This is a genomic window from Flavobacterium rarum (SeqCode), assembly GCF_965234445.1.
Classification (GTDB): Bacteria; Bacteroidota; Bacteroidia; order Flavobacteriales; family Flavobacteriaceae; genus Flavobacterium; species Flavobacterium rarum.
Genome location: NZ_OZ248501.1, coordinates 316,523 through 332,318 on the forward strand (window position 1 = coordinate 316,523; position 15,796 = coordinate 332,318).

Annotated in this window: 15 protein-coding genes; 1 reads left to right on the forward strand and 14 read right to left on the reverse strand. The window is 31.1% G+C overall.

The features are described 5' to 3' along the window. Positions 1 to 260: 260 nt before the first annotated feature. The 14 genes from AC8GF4_RS11995 to AC8GF4_RS12060 form a co-directional block, all read right to left on the reverse strand. Positions 261 to 1,019, reverse strand: a complete 759-nt coding sequence (locus tag AC8GF4_RS11995) for a glycosyltransferase family A protein (RefSeq protein WP_506594929.1) — start codon at positions 1,017 to 1,019, stop codon at positions 261 to 263. A gap of 81 nt (positions 1,020 to 1,100) precedes the next feature. Beyond that, on the reverse strand, positions 1,101 to 2,195 hold the full coding sequence (locus tag AC8GF4_RS12000) for a phosphoethanolamine transferase (RefSeq protein ID WP_506594931.1): 1,095 nt from the start codon (positions 2,193 to 2,195) through the stop codon (positions 1,101 to 1,103). Between the two features lie 538 nt (positions 2,196 to 2,733). After that, positions 2,734 to 3,987 (reverse strand): O-antigen translocase, encoded by a 1,254-nt coding sequence (locus AC8GF4_RS12005; protein WP_506594933.1) that lies wholly within the window; start codon positions 3,985 to 3,987, stop codon positions 2,734 to 2,736. 22 nt (positions 3,988 to 4,009) lie between these two features. Continuing rightward, positions 4,010 to 4,306 (reverse strand): DegT/DnrJ/EryC1/StrS family aminotransferase, encoded by a 297-nt coding sequence (locus AC8GF4_RS12010; RefSeq protein ID WP_506594935.1) that lies wholly within the window; start codon positions 4,304 to 4,306, stop codon positions 4,010 to 4,012. A 335-nt stretch (positions 4,307 to 4,641) separates the two neighbouring features. Then, positions 4,642 to 5,247 carry a trimeric intracellular cation channel family protein gene (locus AC8GF4_RS12015; RefSeq protein ID WP_506594937.1) on the reverse strand — a complete coding sequence of 202 codons (606 nt, stop codon included), beginning with the start codon at positions 5,245 to 5,247 and terminating at the stop codon, positions 4,642 to 4,644. 60 nt (positions 5,248 to 5,307) lie between these two features. Continuing rightward, positions 5,308 to 6,855 (reverse strand): serine hydrolase, encoded by a 1,548-nt coding sequence (locus AC8GF4_RS12020; protein WP_506594940.1) that lies wholly within the window; start codon positions 6,853 to 6,855, stop codon positions 5,308 to 5,310. 83 nt (positions 6,856 to 6,938) lie between these two features. Next, complete coding sequence (locus AC8GF4_RS12025; RefSeq protein WP_506594941.1) at positions 6,939 to 7,724, reverse strand: TrmH family RNA methyltransferase; 786 nt, start codon at positions 7,722 to 7,724, stop codon at positions 6,939 to 6,941. 86 nt (positions 7,725 to 7,810) lie between these two features. Beyond that, positions 7,811 to 9,142 carry a DUF58 domain-containing protein gene (locus tag AC8GF4_RS12030; protein WP_506594943.1) on the reverse strand — a complete coding sequence of 444 codons (1,332 nt, stop codon included), beginning with the start codon at positions 9,140 to 9,142 and terminating at the stop codon, positions 7,811 to 7,813. 44 nt (positions 9,143 to 9,186) lie between these two features. Beyond that, positions 9,187 to 9,867, reverse strand: coding sequence for an Abi family protein (locus tag AC8GF4_RS12035; RefSeq protein ID WP_506594945.1), 681 nt, complete (start codon positions 9,865 to 9,867; stop codon positions 9,187 to 9,189). Positions 9,868 to 10,064: 197 nt separating this feature from the next. Next, the gene (locus AC8GF4_RS12040; RefSeq protein WP_506594947.1) at positions 10,065 to 11,072 is read right to left on the reverse strand and encodes an AAA family ATPase; all 1,008 of its coding nucleotides are present in this window, start codon (positions 11,070 to 11,072) and stop codon (positions 10,065 to 10,067) included. A 75-nt stretch (positions 11,073 to 11,147) separates the two neighbouring features. Beyond that, on the reverse strand, positions 11,148 to 12,347 hold the full coding sequence (locus AC8GF4_RS12045) for a DUF4350 family protein (RefSeq protein WP_506594949.1): 1,200 nt from the start codon (positions 12,345 to 12,347) through the stop codon (positions 11,148 to 11,150). Next, positions 12,340 to 13,113, reverse strand: coding sequence for a DUF4129 domain-containing protein (locus AC8GF4_RS12050; protein ID WP_506594951.1), 774 nt, complete (start codon positions 13,111 to 13,113; stop codon positions 12,340 to 12,342). The genes AC8GF4_RS12045 and AC8GF4_RS12050 overlap by 8 nt, the downstream gene beginning before the upstream one ends. Next, positions 13,094 to 14,050: a hypothetical protein gene (locus tag AC8GF4_RS12055; RefSeq protein WP_506594953.1), complete on the reverse strand. Its 957-nt coding sequence runs from the start codon at positions 14,048 to 14,050 to the stop codon at positions 13,094 to 13,096. Before AC8GF4_RS12055 ends, AC8GF4_RS12050 begins: the two co-directional genes overlap by 20 nt. Further along, positions 14,043 to 15,014, reverse strand: coding sequence for a stage II sporulation protein M (locus AC8GF4_RS12060; RefSeq protein WP_506594955.1), 972 nt, complete (start codon positions 15,012 to 15,014; stop codon positions 14,043 to 14,045). The genes AC8GF4_RS12055 and AC8GF4_RS12060 overlap by 8 nt, the downstream gene beginning before the upstream one ends. A 21-nt stretch (positions 15,015 to 15,035) precedes the next feature. On the opposite strand from AC8GF4_RS12060, the gene AC8GF4_RS12065 reads away from it, so the two are divergent. Further along, positions 15,036 to 15,779 (forward strand): RDD family protein, encoded by a 744-nt coding sequence (locus AC8GF4_RS12065; RefSeq protein WP_506594957.1) that lies wholly within the window; start codon positions 15,036 to 15,038, stop codon positions 15,777 to 15,779. The last annotated feature ends 17 nt before the right edge of the window (positions 15,780 to 15,796 follow it).

Below are 15,796 nucleotides of genomic sequence, written 5' to 3' on the forward strand. Positions count from 1 at the left end.
ATTAACAGACAAAAATTGGGTTTATTGAGGCGATTATTTTTTAGAAATCCAATCTTTAATATCACTTCAAAACATCAGTTAAAGCGACTAACAATTAGTGCTAGTTTTCATGAGCTTGTTCATCACGAGTATTTGCCTTGGGCAATGTAATAAAAAATAGACTCTTTATTTTGAATTGAATTTTGTATTCCCTATCACCGAAAGTTTTCCTCTAACTTCAGATGTTTTTGAAACTTCAATCAATTGAATATTGTCATTAGTTATAATTTTTCTAATTCTTTATATTTTTGAATTCCTGACAAACCCACTTTATATTTTTCAACAACTACATTCCAATCAATGTAATTTTCTCTGACAAGAAAAAACACATATTTAAGCAACCAAACATATACTAAATTAGCTTTTATTTTATAAAATAAAGCTGCTCGTGCAAATAAAATTTTATCATCTCCTTGATATTGACCCGAACATAACAATGGATGAGTAACAATAATAAATGGATAAAATAGTACTTTTAGCCTTAACTTAATTGCATCTCGTAAAAACAGATATTCTTCTGCGGTTTCAAAATAAGAACCCAAACCAAAATTTTCATCAAAACAAATATTGTTATCTTTAATATCCTTTAATCGAAAAGATATCTCAATTGAACATACGTTCCAGATACTTTTCATGGAATGATTATACTCCGTTAGAGAATTATTTTGAGGTTTATTTAATCCTTCCCGTTGGTGATTGAATGTAATTATTGAGGCATTTGTTTTTTGATTAAAGGCCGTAATAATTTCTTTATCAAAGTTTGGAGAATAAACAACATCGTCATCAGTAATCAAACAAATCTTTTTAGTAGCATTATTAATTGCTAAATTTCTGCTTTTAGACAATCCTTTTTCATTGGTGTTTATCACTCTAATTGTATCAAAATTAGATGTCAAAACTTTGTCATCTGATTGATTGATTATCAAAATATTGAAGTTAGAAAAATGTTCAAAAGGAAACATCGCCTCTAAAAAAGCCAACGAAGATTTGTTTTTGGTTGCAACCAAAATTTCAAAATCTTCTCTTTTTAATAAACTCGTCATTTTGGGTTGTGTTCAAAGTTAATGAGGCAATTGTTTGTTTGAATCATAATCATAATTGTTCTCTAAGATTCGTTTACGATGGCTGTTAAAACTTTCATTAAAAATACTTCTACTGCCCTGATATTGGGGACATGTTATAAAATTTAGATCTAAAAGGGTATGAAATATATCATCACTTACATAAGGCAAAATACTATTTTTTTGAATTAAAACGGATTTTTCTTTATAAAAAGACTTGTATGAATTTGATAGCCAGACAATAAAAGGGATTTCTACCGACTTTGGCAAATTTACTTTGAGAAAATGTCCGAAGGTATTGTTTTGATCATAAACATTTTCAGCATGGTCCGATAAATAAATGCAAGAATAAGTAGTTTGCAAATTCTTAGCCGCGTTGGTCTTTAAAATATCAAATATGGAATTTAATATATAATCGTTATAAAGAATTGAATTATCATACTCGTTTACAACTTGTTCCTTATTGTTCTTAGCTTTATAAAATTTTGAAAACTGCTTCGGATATCTTTTAGAATATGTAGCGTGAGAACCCATTAAATGAACAATGATAAACTTATTTTTTGAAGCATCATTAAGCGCAGCTTTAAATGGTTTCAATATTTTGTCGTCATAAGATACTGTATAAAAAGCTTCTATGGAGTTATTACTAGATTGATTCACAAATAGTTTGTAATCTGAGCTTTGTGCCAAATTGTAAATAGCATTTTCATATAAACCAATTGGAGATTGATTAGAGAGCCAAAATGTTTTGTAATTAGCGGATAAAAAAACATCAAAAACACTACAACTCTTATCAATCGGTTTCTTATTCTCAAGATTAGATTCTGTAAGCATGCTTAATACAGAAGGTATGGTTGACGAATATGGACTGACCACATTTTTATAAACAATGATATCATCACGAATTTGTAATAAAGGATTTGTAATTTTCGAGTACCCATACAAAGACATATGATTGCGACTCGCTGATTCTCCAATAACCAAAACAGAAACATTGTTGGGCGAATTTTGGGGAATAATTTTGCAATTGACTTTTATAACTTTACGCTTTTTGAATTCATTAAAATCTTTTATTTCACGATTAAAATATACCATAGCCCTATAGGTTGAAGGGATACTTTTTGGTAAAAGCCAATTATTACAATAGTTTCTATAGTGAAAAGAAAATGATACTAACAAACTCAAAAAAACTGAAAAAAACAAAAATTTGGAGTTTAAATAATAACTTGGTTTTATTTTAAAGGCTAAAAAAACAAGAAGAAAATAAGGAATCAAAAACAAAAATTGATAATTAAATTTTGATTCTATAAATTCAAAAACTTCACTTGCATTCGAGTTTAGCAAAGTAAAAATACTTGATGCGGTTATCTGATCATCAAGAAAAATCGAATGGACAACATTACAAAAAGTTTCAAATGTATATAGTATTAAAATAAAATAGTAGAAACTGTTTTTTTTTAAAATATAAAACACAGACATCAGCAAAGGAAGCCAGCTTAAAGCCGTAACCAATTCTCTGATATTAAAAGTAGCACTGTTGCAACAAAACAGTACAAATTGTGAAAAGCAAATGAGAAGAATGAGATAATTTGGCGTGATTTTTTTAAGCTCAATAAAGTTTTTCACCATAATATTAAAATAGAATTTTCTTAAAAAAAATCATTAACCCCAACAAATACAAACCAGTAGAATAGCAATACCCAATTAAAATTCCTTCAACTCCAAAATCATTGATAAAATATTGACTCAATAAATAAAAAAGAAGTAAATATATTAATTCGAATAAAACAAACGAAACTAACCGCTTTTTTAACCACAAAGTATAACTCAAAATTAAAGAAGCTATTTTTAAAACATCACCTACCATTTGATAAAAAAATAATGTTTCAACTGGCTCAAAAGATTTTGTAAACAACAAGGATATAATTTGGTGTCTTGCAAAATAAATTATCAAAACCATTGCCATAAATCCTGGAAGAACTGTTTTGTAAAATTCATTAAATATTTTTTTTAAAGCCACGTCAGTATCACAGTCAGCTAATTTCGGTAAATGGTATATCAAAAAAAATGAGGTTACAAACAACATATAATAATTAGAAATCAAATCTATGGTAACCCAATAACCTGCTTGTCGTAAACCAACTAATTCAATACAGTTTTTTCGAATAATCAAAAGCACAATTGGAGTAATAATGGAAGACACCAATGCCATGATTGAAAAAGAAAACAGTTTTTTTAAAATCAAAAAATCAAAAAAGATGAATTTTATTTTTGAAAAAAGATGAATTTCTTGGTTTAAAAAATATAAAGAGGCAAAAAACAACAAAGCACTTGTGACGAGTATTGCCAATAATGAACCAAAGGTTTTAAATTGTGTAACAAGTATCAAACTAACTACAAAACCAATGCAAGAACTTATAATGTTGAGATAAATGCTTTTTTTAGGTTTATTTAAACCCGTAATTATTGCTGTAAAAATTACAGAAAAAGCAAACCATGGTAAGGTAAATGCAAAAATTTGGAACAAAATAGCATAGTTAAAATTGCTCCCAAAAACAGCATCATTAAGATACGATGCTCCAAAAAACATAAACAAACTCAATAGTAAAACAACAAATAAAATACTTATTAGTAGGGTAGAAATAAGCTTTTGGAGTTTAATATTGTCATTTTTTGCTTCTACAACATACTTTGTTACTCCTACCTGAAACCCAAGTGTAGAGACTGTTTCTATACCTGAAAAAAAGTTTTTAAAATTGCCAACAAGTGCCAATCCTGCTGGACCGACAAAAACTGCTAAAACTTTTGAAATAATTAGTCCAAATCCAATTTTTATGAATACACCAACACTATTCAAAGAAAAGATTTTGAATAGTTGCGCTTGCATTATTTTTTTTATAAAAATCAATTTAATATGTATTTAAAATCTCAACAATACAATCTACCGCATCATAAGTCATTACAGGACTGATTGGCAAACTCAAAACTTCATTATGAATCTTCTCAGTAATTGGAAAAGTGAACATATTCCAGTTCGAAAAAGCCTTTTGTTTATGTGGCGGAATTGGATAATGAATCATCGTTTGAATTCCGTTATCCATAAAATCACGATGAAAAAGGAATGTAGCGTTTTTGGCTTGGCTTATAAAAGCATTCCAATTGGCATAATCATTTTCTTGATATCGTTTTATTGTGTAATTTTTCACATTTGAGGATTAAAGACTGGAAAAGTACGCAATTAGAGGAATACTCTAATTACAAACTGTAAAAAAAATCCAAACACAGATCTAAATTGAAGAAAATTTGACACAGATTTCACAGATTTATTTGCGCTAATCTGTGTTTAACTTTTTTTGGGTAAAGACCTCACCTCCCTTTCAGGACTTTATCTCCCGTTTTCCCGCGAGAGGGATCGGCCAAATTACCGAAGTAATGGCAAGAGCCCGACCGTATTAAGGGAAGTGGCCGAATAAGCGGTATGAATATTGGGCCACTTGCCTTAATGGGGTCTCGCCCAAAAAATTCTTAATCTAAAAGCTGTTTATCGTTTATGATTGATGGGTGATAGTTGCCATTTGTATTTTTTGGCCAATAAACGTACTATAATAATTACCAAAGAGGTAATGAGATAAATAACATCTTTCTCTACATTCAATTTTAAGAGGGTAAAAAACACAATTCCGCCCAAAATACAGATGGTTGCATAGATTTCTTTGCGGAAAATTACAGGGATTTCGGTACATAAAATATCACGAATTACGCCTCCAAAACAGGCAGTTAAAGTTCCCAAAGCCACACAAATTATGGGATGAAGTTGGTACTCTATTCCTTTTTGGATTCCGATAAGTGTAAAAACACCCAAACCAATAGTGTCGAAGAGTGCTAGTGATTTACGCAATTTGTCCAATCGTTTTCGGAATAGTATAGTCAAAAGAAAGCCAACTGTAATTACATAAACATAGGTTAAGTCTTGCATCCACCCTACTGGCATACGCCCTATCATGACATCGCGCAAGGTTCCTCCGCCTACTGCAGTTACAAAGGCAATAATATAAACGCCAAATGGGTCTAATTTTTTGTTCATAGCTGTTAATGCGCCTGACATTGCAAAAGCCATAGTTCCGATGATGTCGAGTAGGTGAAACATTGTTGTTTTTGATTTTTATATTTATTGAGAAGGATGAATTAGGAAATTTAATTTTAACTTTTAAATTCTCTTAAAATCCAAATCCTGAAAATCGTAACTAAAGTCAGTGAGTTCAGAGATTGGTTTCATTTTAATTCCTATTGCTTTTCCGTTTGCATCTAATTCAAAAAACAAATGAGCATCAGCTTGAAAATAGGGATTGTTCCATTTTACCACTAAATTTTTGTCTTTGTATAGGAATAATTCTCCCGAAAGTTGCGGAGAACGTTTGGATGCAAAATACAAATTTCCTTTCTTTTCGTTTATTACAATTTCGCCCAACCAATTGTCTTTGTAGCTACCAATGTAGGTATTGAAGTCAATTTTGACATTGTCTTTTTTGTTTTTGGCTACAGTTGCCCAAACTTCTTCTGTTACTTTATCTGCCGTTTCCTCGTTGGCTTTTACACGATTGCTGTAAATAGTAACATAATCATCTGATTTTATACCCAGATAACTATCTTTTATGGTATTGGTAATAGCAGTAAAAGCGGCACCCGATTGTTGGTTGGTCAATACTACAATTCCTAAATTTAACTCAGGAAATAAAGTAACCTGAGTGACAATTCCTTCAAGACCTCCAGTGTGTGTAACTTGTTTATACCCTTTTACATCACTCAAAAACCAGCCCAATCCATAAGAACTAAAATGAGTGTTGTAAGGTGGCTTTGTGGTTGCAGGAATTATGGTTTGAGGCGTCCACATCTCTGTATGTTCTTTTACGGAGAATAATTGTTTGTTTTCGGTACCGTATTTTCCATTATTCAATTGCATAATCATCCATTTGCTCATATCGTTTACACTTGAGTAAATTCCGCCAGCTGGATCTAGAATTTGATCTTGGTATCGCTTAATTACTTTTAGTTTTCCGTCCATTGGTACATGAGGAGCGATAACATTGCTAGTGTCTTTTAATCTAATAAATGAAGCCGCACTGTTTTTCATATCCAATGGTTTCATAATTTGTGTTTCAATGAACTCACACCAAGTCATACCACTTACTTTATTAATTACTTCACCTGCGACGATGTATAATAAATTGTCGTAATCAAATTGGGTTCTAAATGCTGAAACTGGTTTTAAATATTGCAAATTTTGAACGATATCTTGAGGAGTAAAATCGCTTTTGCCTGGCCAAATCATCAAATCTCCAGCTCCAAGACCTAAACCGCTTCTGTGTGTCAACAAATCCCGAATGGTAAATTCATTGGTTACATAATCATTATACATTTTGAAATTCGGTAGGTAGGAAATGACTTTATCATCCCATTTTAGTTTGCCTTCGTCAACTAACATTGCCAAAGCCGCAGTTGTAAATGCTTTACTATTGGAAGCGATTCCAAATAGTGTATTGGCATCCACTTTTTCGTTAGTTTGGATGGATTTTATACCATATCCTTTGGAAAGAATTACTTTACCATCTTTGACAATGGCAACTGCAATTCCAGGAACATTAAAGGCTGTCAAAGCTTTGTTGACAACATTGTCTACTTCTTGATCAGAAATTTGGGCAAAAGAAGGGATACTAAATGCAAGAAGCAGTAAAAGGGAAACATTAAATTTCTTCATATTTTTTTATGTTTATTGTTTCAAAATCTATATTCTATTCTCTATGTTCTTTATTCTAAAATTTGAATTCTAAAATCTGACATCTAGAAACCTCTCTGCCTTTTGGCTTCAAATATCAAAATCGCTGCAGCTACCGAAACATTCATACTGTCTATTTCGCCTTGCATCGGGATTATAATATTTTGAGTAGCGGCATCACGCCATTCTTGAGTAAGACCTGTAGCTTCTGTACCTACAACCAAAGCAGTTGGGGTCGTGTAATCTTGCGTGTGATAGGAAGTCGAGTTTTGAAGCGTAGCACAATAAAAATCAATATTTCGTTCTTTCAAAAAAGCAATAATTTCGGTAGTTGTACCCGTTGCAATTTGATTGGTAAATAAACAGCCAACGCTGGAACGCACCACATTTGGATTGTACAAATCACTTTTTGGATTGGCAATAATTACGGCATCCAGATTTGCTGCATCTGCTGTACGAAATAAAGCGCCAATATTCCCAGGTTTTTCGGGCGCTTCGGCAATAAGAATCAATGGATTTTTAGACAATTTCAAATCAGCCAGCTGCATTGATTTGGCTTTGGCAACAGCCAAAACACCCTCTGTAGTGTCTCTGTAAGCCAACTTTTGATAAACGTCCTTGTTGATTTCTATCAGTTCAGCGTTATTCGATAGTTTTCTGGTTTCAGTTTCGGATATAAGTTCAGGAAGAAATAAAAGGGTTTCCATTTCGTATCCGCCCTTCATGGCAATTTCGATTTCTCTTTTTCCCTCTATCAAAAAAGTACCTGATTGTTTTCGCGCTTTTGCTTTTTCTTGCAATTGCACCAAAGATTTTATAAATGGATTTTGAACTGAAGTAATTTGTTTCATTTTATAAACAGAAAAGTTAGAAGTAAGCAAAGTTACTACCTTTTTTTAAATCCTAATTTTTAAATCTCAAACTTCAAAATCTTAAATTAAAGAATGCCCCTGGCTTTGATTTCTAAATATTTGTTTATCGTGTCCAAAGTCAAATTTTCAGGTTGAGTAAGTACTGAATAAATGCCATATTTTTTAAGCTCATTGACAATTAATCTTTTTTCGAAGGCAAATTTTTCGGCAATTACCTTGTCATACACTTCTTGAATGTTTTCAGCATTGTTGTTAATGATTTCATTGAGTTCGGTATTGTTAAAAAAGATAACTACTAATAAATGATTTTTGGCAATACCTTTTAAATAAGGCAATTGTCGGTGCAAGGCATCCATAGTCTCAAAATTGGTGTACAAGATTATCAAACTTCTTTGATTGATATTTTTCTTGATGTCAGTATACAAGCGGCTGAAATCACTTTCAAAAAAATCGGTTTTGATATTGTATAAAGTTTCCAACATTTTTTGCATTTGCGAAGAACGTCGCTCTGCAAAAACACGATTTTCTACTTTTTTTGAAAAGGCAAACATTCCTGCTTTATCTTGTTTTTTTAAGATAACATTTGATAAAACAAGGGTTGCATTAATGGCATAATCCAGTAAACTAAGCCCGTTAAAAGGCATTTTCATTACTCGGCCTTTGTCGATTATCATATAAACCGATTGTGATTTTTCGTCTTGAAACTGATTCACCATCAAAGCATTTTTCTTCGCAGTGGCTTTCCAGTTTAAAGTTCGAATGTCGTCACCTTGAGAATATTCTTTAATCTGTTCAAATTCCATGGTGTGGCCAATTTTTCTAATTTTCTTGATTCCATATTGAAACAAATTGTTAGAAAAAGCCATTAAGCTGTATTTTCTTAACTGAATATAAGATGGATAAGTAGGAACCATTCTATTGGAGTCGAATTTGAATCTTCTTGAAACTAATTGCAACGGAGAAGAAACATACACATTTAAATTCCCAAAATAGTATTCACCACGTTCTGTTGGACGCAAAAAGTAATGGATTTCGTTTTCAGAAGAGGCTTTAATTTTTTGTTTGATTTCAAAATTCCGAATTTGAAATTGAAATGGAATTTCATCAATTATTTTTACCAAAATCGGAAAAGTATAATAGTTTTTGATTCCAACTTTTATTTCATTGTCATCACCGTTTGATAATTTTTCAGAGAGGGTTCTAGTGCCTTCAATTCCACTTTTGGTAAAAAATAGAATCAAAATATCCAAAAGTAAAAAAGTCAATAGTATCAGTAAAATATACCATGTAGCATTGTACAAAGCAGGAAATATAAAAGCAAAAACAAACAATCCTACAACACTTAATAGTGCATAGAAAAAGAAATTGTTGATGTATAGACTTTTGAGTAGTTTCATAAATTCTAAAAGGGATTTATATAATAACTATTATTGAAAAATGATTACAATGCATCAATTTGATTACAGATTACTTCGACATGATCAAGACCATATAACAAAGCTGGTTCATTAATGCCCATCCATTGAAATAATTGCTTAATTATAGCATAATGCTGTCTTGCATAAATTGTATTTTTTACTGGTTGACCAGTTGTAAAACAGATAGGTTCATGATGTGCAATGCGATTTCTTATATCATTAATTTTGGCCAATTGATTAAATATAAAGATATTGTTGTATTGTATTACTGGTGTACTAGTCGGTTTTAAAGGAAATATTCGTAATAAAGTTCTTCCAGTGGCAGTATATTGATTTTGTGCAAACATAAATCTCCAAAACCCAAAGCCAAGTTCAGCAACTAACTTACTATGAGTGTATGTGTAATTTAATTTGTAGACAGCATCATTTATATTTGTGCGAGTAAATCTGCAATTGATATTGTCAAAACAACCATCATGAGCAGCTCCATTTTGAAGCCAATCATTGCCCAAAATTGTGATGTTGTGTTTGTTTATTGCATTTCGTAAACAAATTTCGAAACAGCAAATTACAGTGAAAAGTTCTTGTGATAATCTTAAATTCAACCGATATAAAGTCATTGCTTTTTTTGTTGAATTAGTTGCTGTAGTGTAGCGACTCATTCTCGCAACAGATATTATTTCTTCAAATTCAGAATATCTCATTAATTTCGCTTTTATAAATTTATTTGCATATCTTTGCTGAATCTTATTCCCGATGTTTGTCCCTGAAGAAATTCAAACCATCGGGTTTCGTTTTTTTATAAAATCACCATTTTACTTTTTTATATTTAGTAAAAATTTATTCCCGCCTGAGCATAGGTTTTTTTTTGAAATTTGTCAAAGTTCTAGAAAAATAAAAACTATCTCGGAATCTCCACACTCTCTAATATTTGTTTAATAATTTCTATACTGCTTATACCTTCCATTTCGCGTTCTGGAGTAACTATTATTCGATGTTGCAAAACTGGAATTGCTGCTTCTTTAATGTCTTCTGGAGTAACAAAATCACGTCCTCGAATAGCTGCGAAACCTTTGGCCGCGTTCAATATGGCAATTGAGGCTCGTGGGGAAGCGCCTAAATATAAAAAGGCATTCTCACGTGTGTTTATGACAATTTTTGCTATATATTCCAATAAATTTTGTTCTACTATAATCTGTTTTACTAAAGTTTGAAAGTGTTTGATTTGCTCAGACGAAAGTAAGGTTTTGATATTGTCAAGTTTTCCGTGATTTTGCAAAGAATGTTCTCTTTGTATAATCATGATTTCTTCGTCGATTTTTGGGTAATCAATAGCTATTTTGAATAAAAAACGGTCTAATTGTGCTTCAGGTAATCGATAGGTACCTTCTTGTTCAATTGGATTTTGAGTAGCAATTACTAAAAAAGGAGTGTCTAAAATATAAGTAGATCCATCAATTGTAATTTGACGTTCTTCCATAACTTCAAAAAGGGCAGCCTGAGTTTTTGCAGGTGCACGATTAATTTCATCTATCAAAATTAAGTTGGAAAAAATCGGTCCTTTTTTGAATTCAAATTCTGATTTTTTTAAATCAAAAACAGATGTTCCCAAAATGTCAGACGGCATTAAATCGGGAGTGAATTGAATTCGGCTGAAACCAATATTCAAAGTCTTTGACAAAAGTTTTGCGGTGATCGTTTTGGCAACTCCAGGAACACCTTCAAGTAATACGTGACCGTTTGATAATATTGCTACTAGCAATTGATCAATCATTTTGCTTTGTCCTACTATGACAGTTCCTAATTCTTGTTTTATGGCATTTATGCTTTCTAAAAGCGGCTGCAGATTAATTCGAGATTGAAAATTTACATTTTCGTTTGTGTTTTCGATGGTATTTGTCTCTTCCATAGTATTCTTTTATATTTTTTATCTCAGATTACACTGATTGTATTTGGGTTTTATATTTTAATTTTTTAAAGCATTTCAATTTACTACCTTCTCAATTGCCTTGTTTATTTGAATTAGATCTTCTTCAATACTTAGAAAACTGCTTTTTCGATAGGCATTTATCAAATCCACTGCCTGTTTAATATCCTCCAATTTCTTTCCAGATTTATGTTGGAGCTTTTTAGCAAAATCGTCATCCAATTTGTTCGTATCCATTAAATATTCGTTTCTAATTTTTTCAAGAAAATAAATAATTTTTTTGTCAATTATATTATTATGATCGCCTTCTTGATAGTACAAGTTTCCAATTGTTTTGGTAAAATCTACAGTTGTATTTGCCAGAGGTACTATTATAGGTACTATTCGTTGTTTTCGTTTGGTATTGAATAGTATAAAAACAATCATTCCGATCAAGAACAGATACCAAGCCCATTTCAGTGAGGGTTGGCTTAGAATATACCGCATTGGAGATTCTGAAATCACCTCTCCATTTTGATCGTTTGTACACCAAAACACTTTTCCTTGTGGTATGTAAGACAGTACTTTTTCGGCATATTCGCGATGATTTCCTTTTAATAAATGAAAATTAGTAAAAGCGACAGGCTGAGTGTGCAAATAAAAGAAACCCGATTTGTAATTTACTTTTACAAAATTAACTCTGGTGCTGTCACCATTTTGATAGCCTAAGACAGTAGTATTTAAAGTATCAATTTTGGAGAAATAATTATTGTTTACACCTTCTATTATCTTATATTTCTGGTTCCCTAGTTTTTTGTTGGCGACCCAATTGTAAATACTGTCCGAATACTTGTACTCACTATCCATTTTTAGTTTTAAACTATCTAATAATTCGTTCGGGATGGTTTCAGAACTCATAAAAGCATTATTTCCTTTGCCTACATACGAACATATTTCTGTAATGGATTGGCCGTCTAAGTTTGAATTTTTCGAAATACTTAAGAAAATTCCTTGTTCTTGATTCTCATGAGCTTTCGGATCATAATCATAGTTTCCTTGAAAAAATTCGTAAGGGGTAGTTTTGAATTTTTCTATTTTTTGGTTCTTCAAAAGCGTACCAATTTCATTGTCCAAAACATACAATCCATAAGGGATTTTATCTTTTAAGGAATAAGTTGGCGTCCAATCAATGGGCTTGGGACGATTGCTGTCAATTACAACAATAGTCACTAATAGAACCACCAAAAGTGCGATGTATAATTTTAGTGTTCTATGCATTGTTTATTTTTTTTATTGATTTCTCGAAAGCATTTTTTGTTTTCACAAAAGTAGCATCGTCCAGTTCAAATTCGCCATACCAAATGTTGTTGTATAAATAAGACAAATAAGCAAACTCTTCTTTTTGTGCTTGATTTTTTATTTCATAAAGGTAATCGGTGTTTGTTTTTTCGAGATCCCAGTCAATAATATGTTTTTCAGACATTTTTTTAAGCAACCAAAGATAATAGTACCTCACAGAGAGCCTTTTTTCGTCTAATTCTAAGCTTTTTTGAATCAGTTTTTCAAAATCAACCAAATGCAGGTTTTTTTCGATTTCATCATAATTAATGATTTTTTTGTCTGAGTTTTTACCAAATATCCATTGACCTTCTTTGTTCATAATGGCTTTGACAATCATATAAATTACTCCAATAACAATAAGAATGGCAAGCGATTTTAAAACTATTTCTACAAAATGCATAGAAGTTTTAGTATCGCTGAAACTAAATATATTTTTAAAAAAATTGGCTAGCCATTCCTTGAAACGATCCCATGCATTTTTCTCGGGTGTTTTGAATTCATATATAAATGGAGCGCTTGAATACTTTTTTTTAAAGTTTTTAGCAAAAGGCTTAAGTTCAACTACAGAACTATCAACTATAATATCTTTTTGAGAATATTCGATTTTTTCTTTTTTGGCTACAGCCAATGAATCTTGGGCTCCAACATTGGAACAAAAGAAAAAAAGTATAAGGATAATGGTTTTATTCAAGGTCGGTGCCAATTAAATCGATTTGATTTTTTGTAGTGTGATTTTCAGTTTCTTCATGCATACTGTAATATATAAGTCCCTGATTGATGACTATGAAATTATTAAATACATAACTTAACAACACAGAAAACACCATTATTACAGCAATAATAATTCCAATTGTAGAATAACTGTCTGATTGTAAATTGGAGTCTTGTAAATTTTGTGTAGAAACTAATAAAGATCCAACTGTTATTAAATAGGGAATTATTGTAATAATCCCTTGAATAGTTTGAACCAACATTATCATTAAAAAAGTAGTTCCAACGATGCTCCAGAATTTTAGTTTTAATAAGTAATATCCATTCGATAATGCTTTAAAAAAACCAACATTATTCAAGATGTATTCATGATAAGAAAGCATTATCCAGGAAAAAAAAGCGCATCCAACAATAATTAATAATGGAAACCCGATGAGTACAAAACAAAGTAAAACGAGTAATCCGAAAGTAACAAAGGCCAAAGGCATAATGATGAATGCAATTCCCAATAAAAAAAGCAACATTTTTCCAACGTTTTTCTTTAGCTCGTTAATAATTTGTTGGGTAGTAAAACTATCGCTTTTGGTTTCTTCAAATAATTTTAAATAGATTACCGGAAAAGTAATGTTGAGCATAGATAAAATAACTATTAGAACAAAAGTTAGAATAAAACCGCCCATTACAAGGATAATATTGTTGCTTAAATAATTAAATAAATAATCCGGATTATTAGTTAGGTTATTGGCGCTGGAAAAAAGAACTTCCATATAAATTTTTGAAATAAAATAGATCAAAACCACTAATATCATCAAGAAGATTCCGTTGATTATAAAAAAGTTTTTGAAAAAGTGTTTTCCAAAGGATTTAAAAAAAGCAATAGTATCAGAGAAATTAGCGCTTAAATCACGCTCTTTGTAAAGTTCAAACATTTGGTAGGTTGGTTTTTTTGTAAACGATAAATGGATAGATTAAGTAATAAAAAGAGATGATTGCCAAAGTAAATACTATAATAAAACTACTCAGCCAATTCGGCATATCTATAGAATATCGGGTGATGAATCCTTCCAGAAAACCGGCAGCAACAGTAAAAGGGACAGTGCTCAAAAATATTTTAAAACTATTTTTGAAACCAATTTTAAATGAATTCATTCTTGAATAAGTTTTCGGAAAAAGAATAGAAGCTCCCAATATATAACCAGCTGCAGTTTCTATCACAATTCCAAAAATTTCCATCGAACCGTGAATCCAAATACCTCTTACACTTTTCCAAAAAACACCTTGCTGATAGAAAAAATATTGAAAAGAACCCAGCATAATAGCATTTTGCAACGAATAATAGAAAGTACCAATCCCTCCAAAAACACCAAAAATATAACAACACATGCCTACATAAAGATTATTGAGGGTTATTCCAATAAAACTGCCCCAGTTGCTTCCCGATTTGTAAATGGCTACTGGATTTCCTCCTTTTATATTTTCTAAAGTTTCGTTTACATAACCGTCTCCTAAAATCAATCGTACAAAGTTTTCGTCGTATCGAGCCGAAATAGCTCCAATGCATACCGTTGCAAAAAACAATGCAAAAGCATAAACTATATATCTACGATATTCATGAACAATAAGTGGCACTTCGGTTTTGAAGAAAAAAAGTAATCGGTTACTTTCTGTTCGTTTGGTTTTGTATATTTTTTGGTAAATACTAGATGCTAAGTAATTTAGATAAACAACCGTTTTGCTTTTGGAGTAGTACGTTTGAGCATAAGACAAATCATTCATTAATTGAATGTATAAATTTGCCATTTCATCTGGATTTTTTTTAGCTTTACCAAAAATAGCTTGTTCAAATTCAAGCCATTTGTTTTTATTAGATTTAATGAATGCAATTTCTCTCATAGAAATGCTAAAATAGGAAATATGTCAGAATTAACCATAAGTACAACACAAAATGTTACTATAAATTTCAGAGCCGCTTCTGTTGGCGAAAGAATGTCGGCTAGTCTGTTGGATTTTCTCATAAAGGTGGCTTATTGTATCGTTGTTATTTACTTGTTTTTTAATTTATTGGGCTTTTCCAAATTATTAGATACAGTTGATACATGGTCCAGAATGGCTGTGATTATTATTTTTTTCTTTCCAGTAATGATTTATTCTGTAACACTCGAAAGCATTTTTGAAGGACAAACAATCGGTAAAAAATTATTAAAAATAAAAGTTGTAAAAATAGAAGGCTACCAAGCCAGTTTTGGAGATTATCTTATTCGTTGGCTTTTTAGAATCATAGAAAACAATATGCTTGGAGGCTTAATAGGATTGGTAGCTATGGTAGTCAACAATAAAACACGCCGAATGGGAGATTTGGCAGCAGGAACCGCAGTGATAACCCTCAAAAACAATATTAGCATCAATAATACAATTTTAGAAGAAATTGGAGATACTTACCAACCAATTTACCCCTTGGTTATTAAACTTTCCGATAATGATATGCGAATAATTAAAGAAACTTTTCTTATCGCCGAAAAAAACAGTGATATAGAAACGATTCAAAAATTAGCTGCCAAAATTCAAACTGTTACAGGAATTAAAATGCAAACACTTAATCAAGCTGCTTTTATTAAAACTATTTTAAAAGATTATAATTTTTATACACAAAAAATGTAGTCAAGTTTGTAAAAATT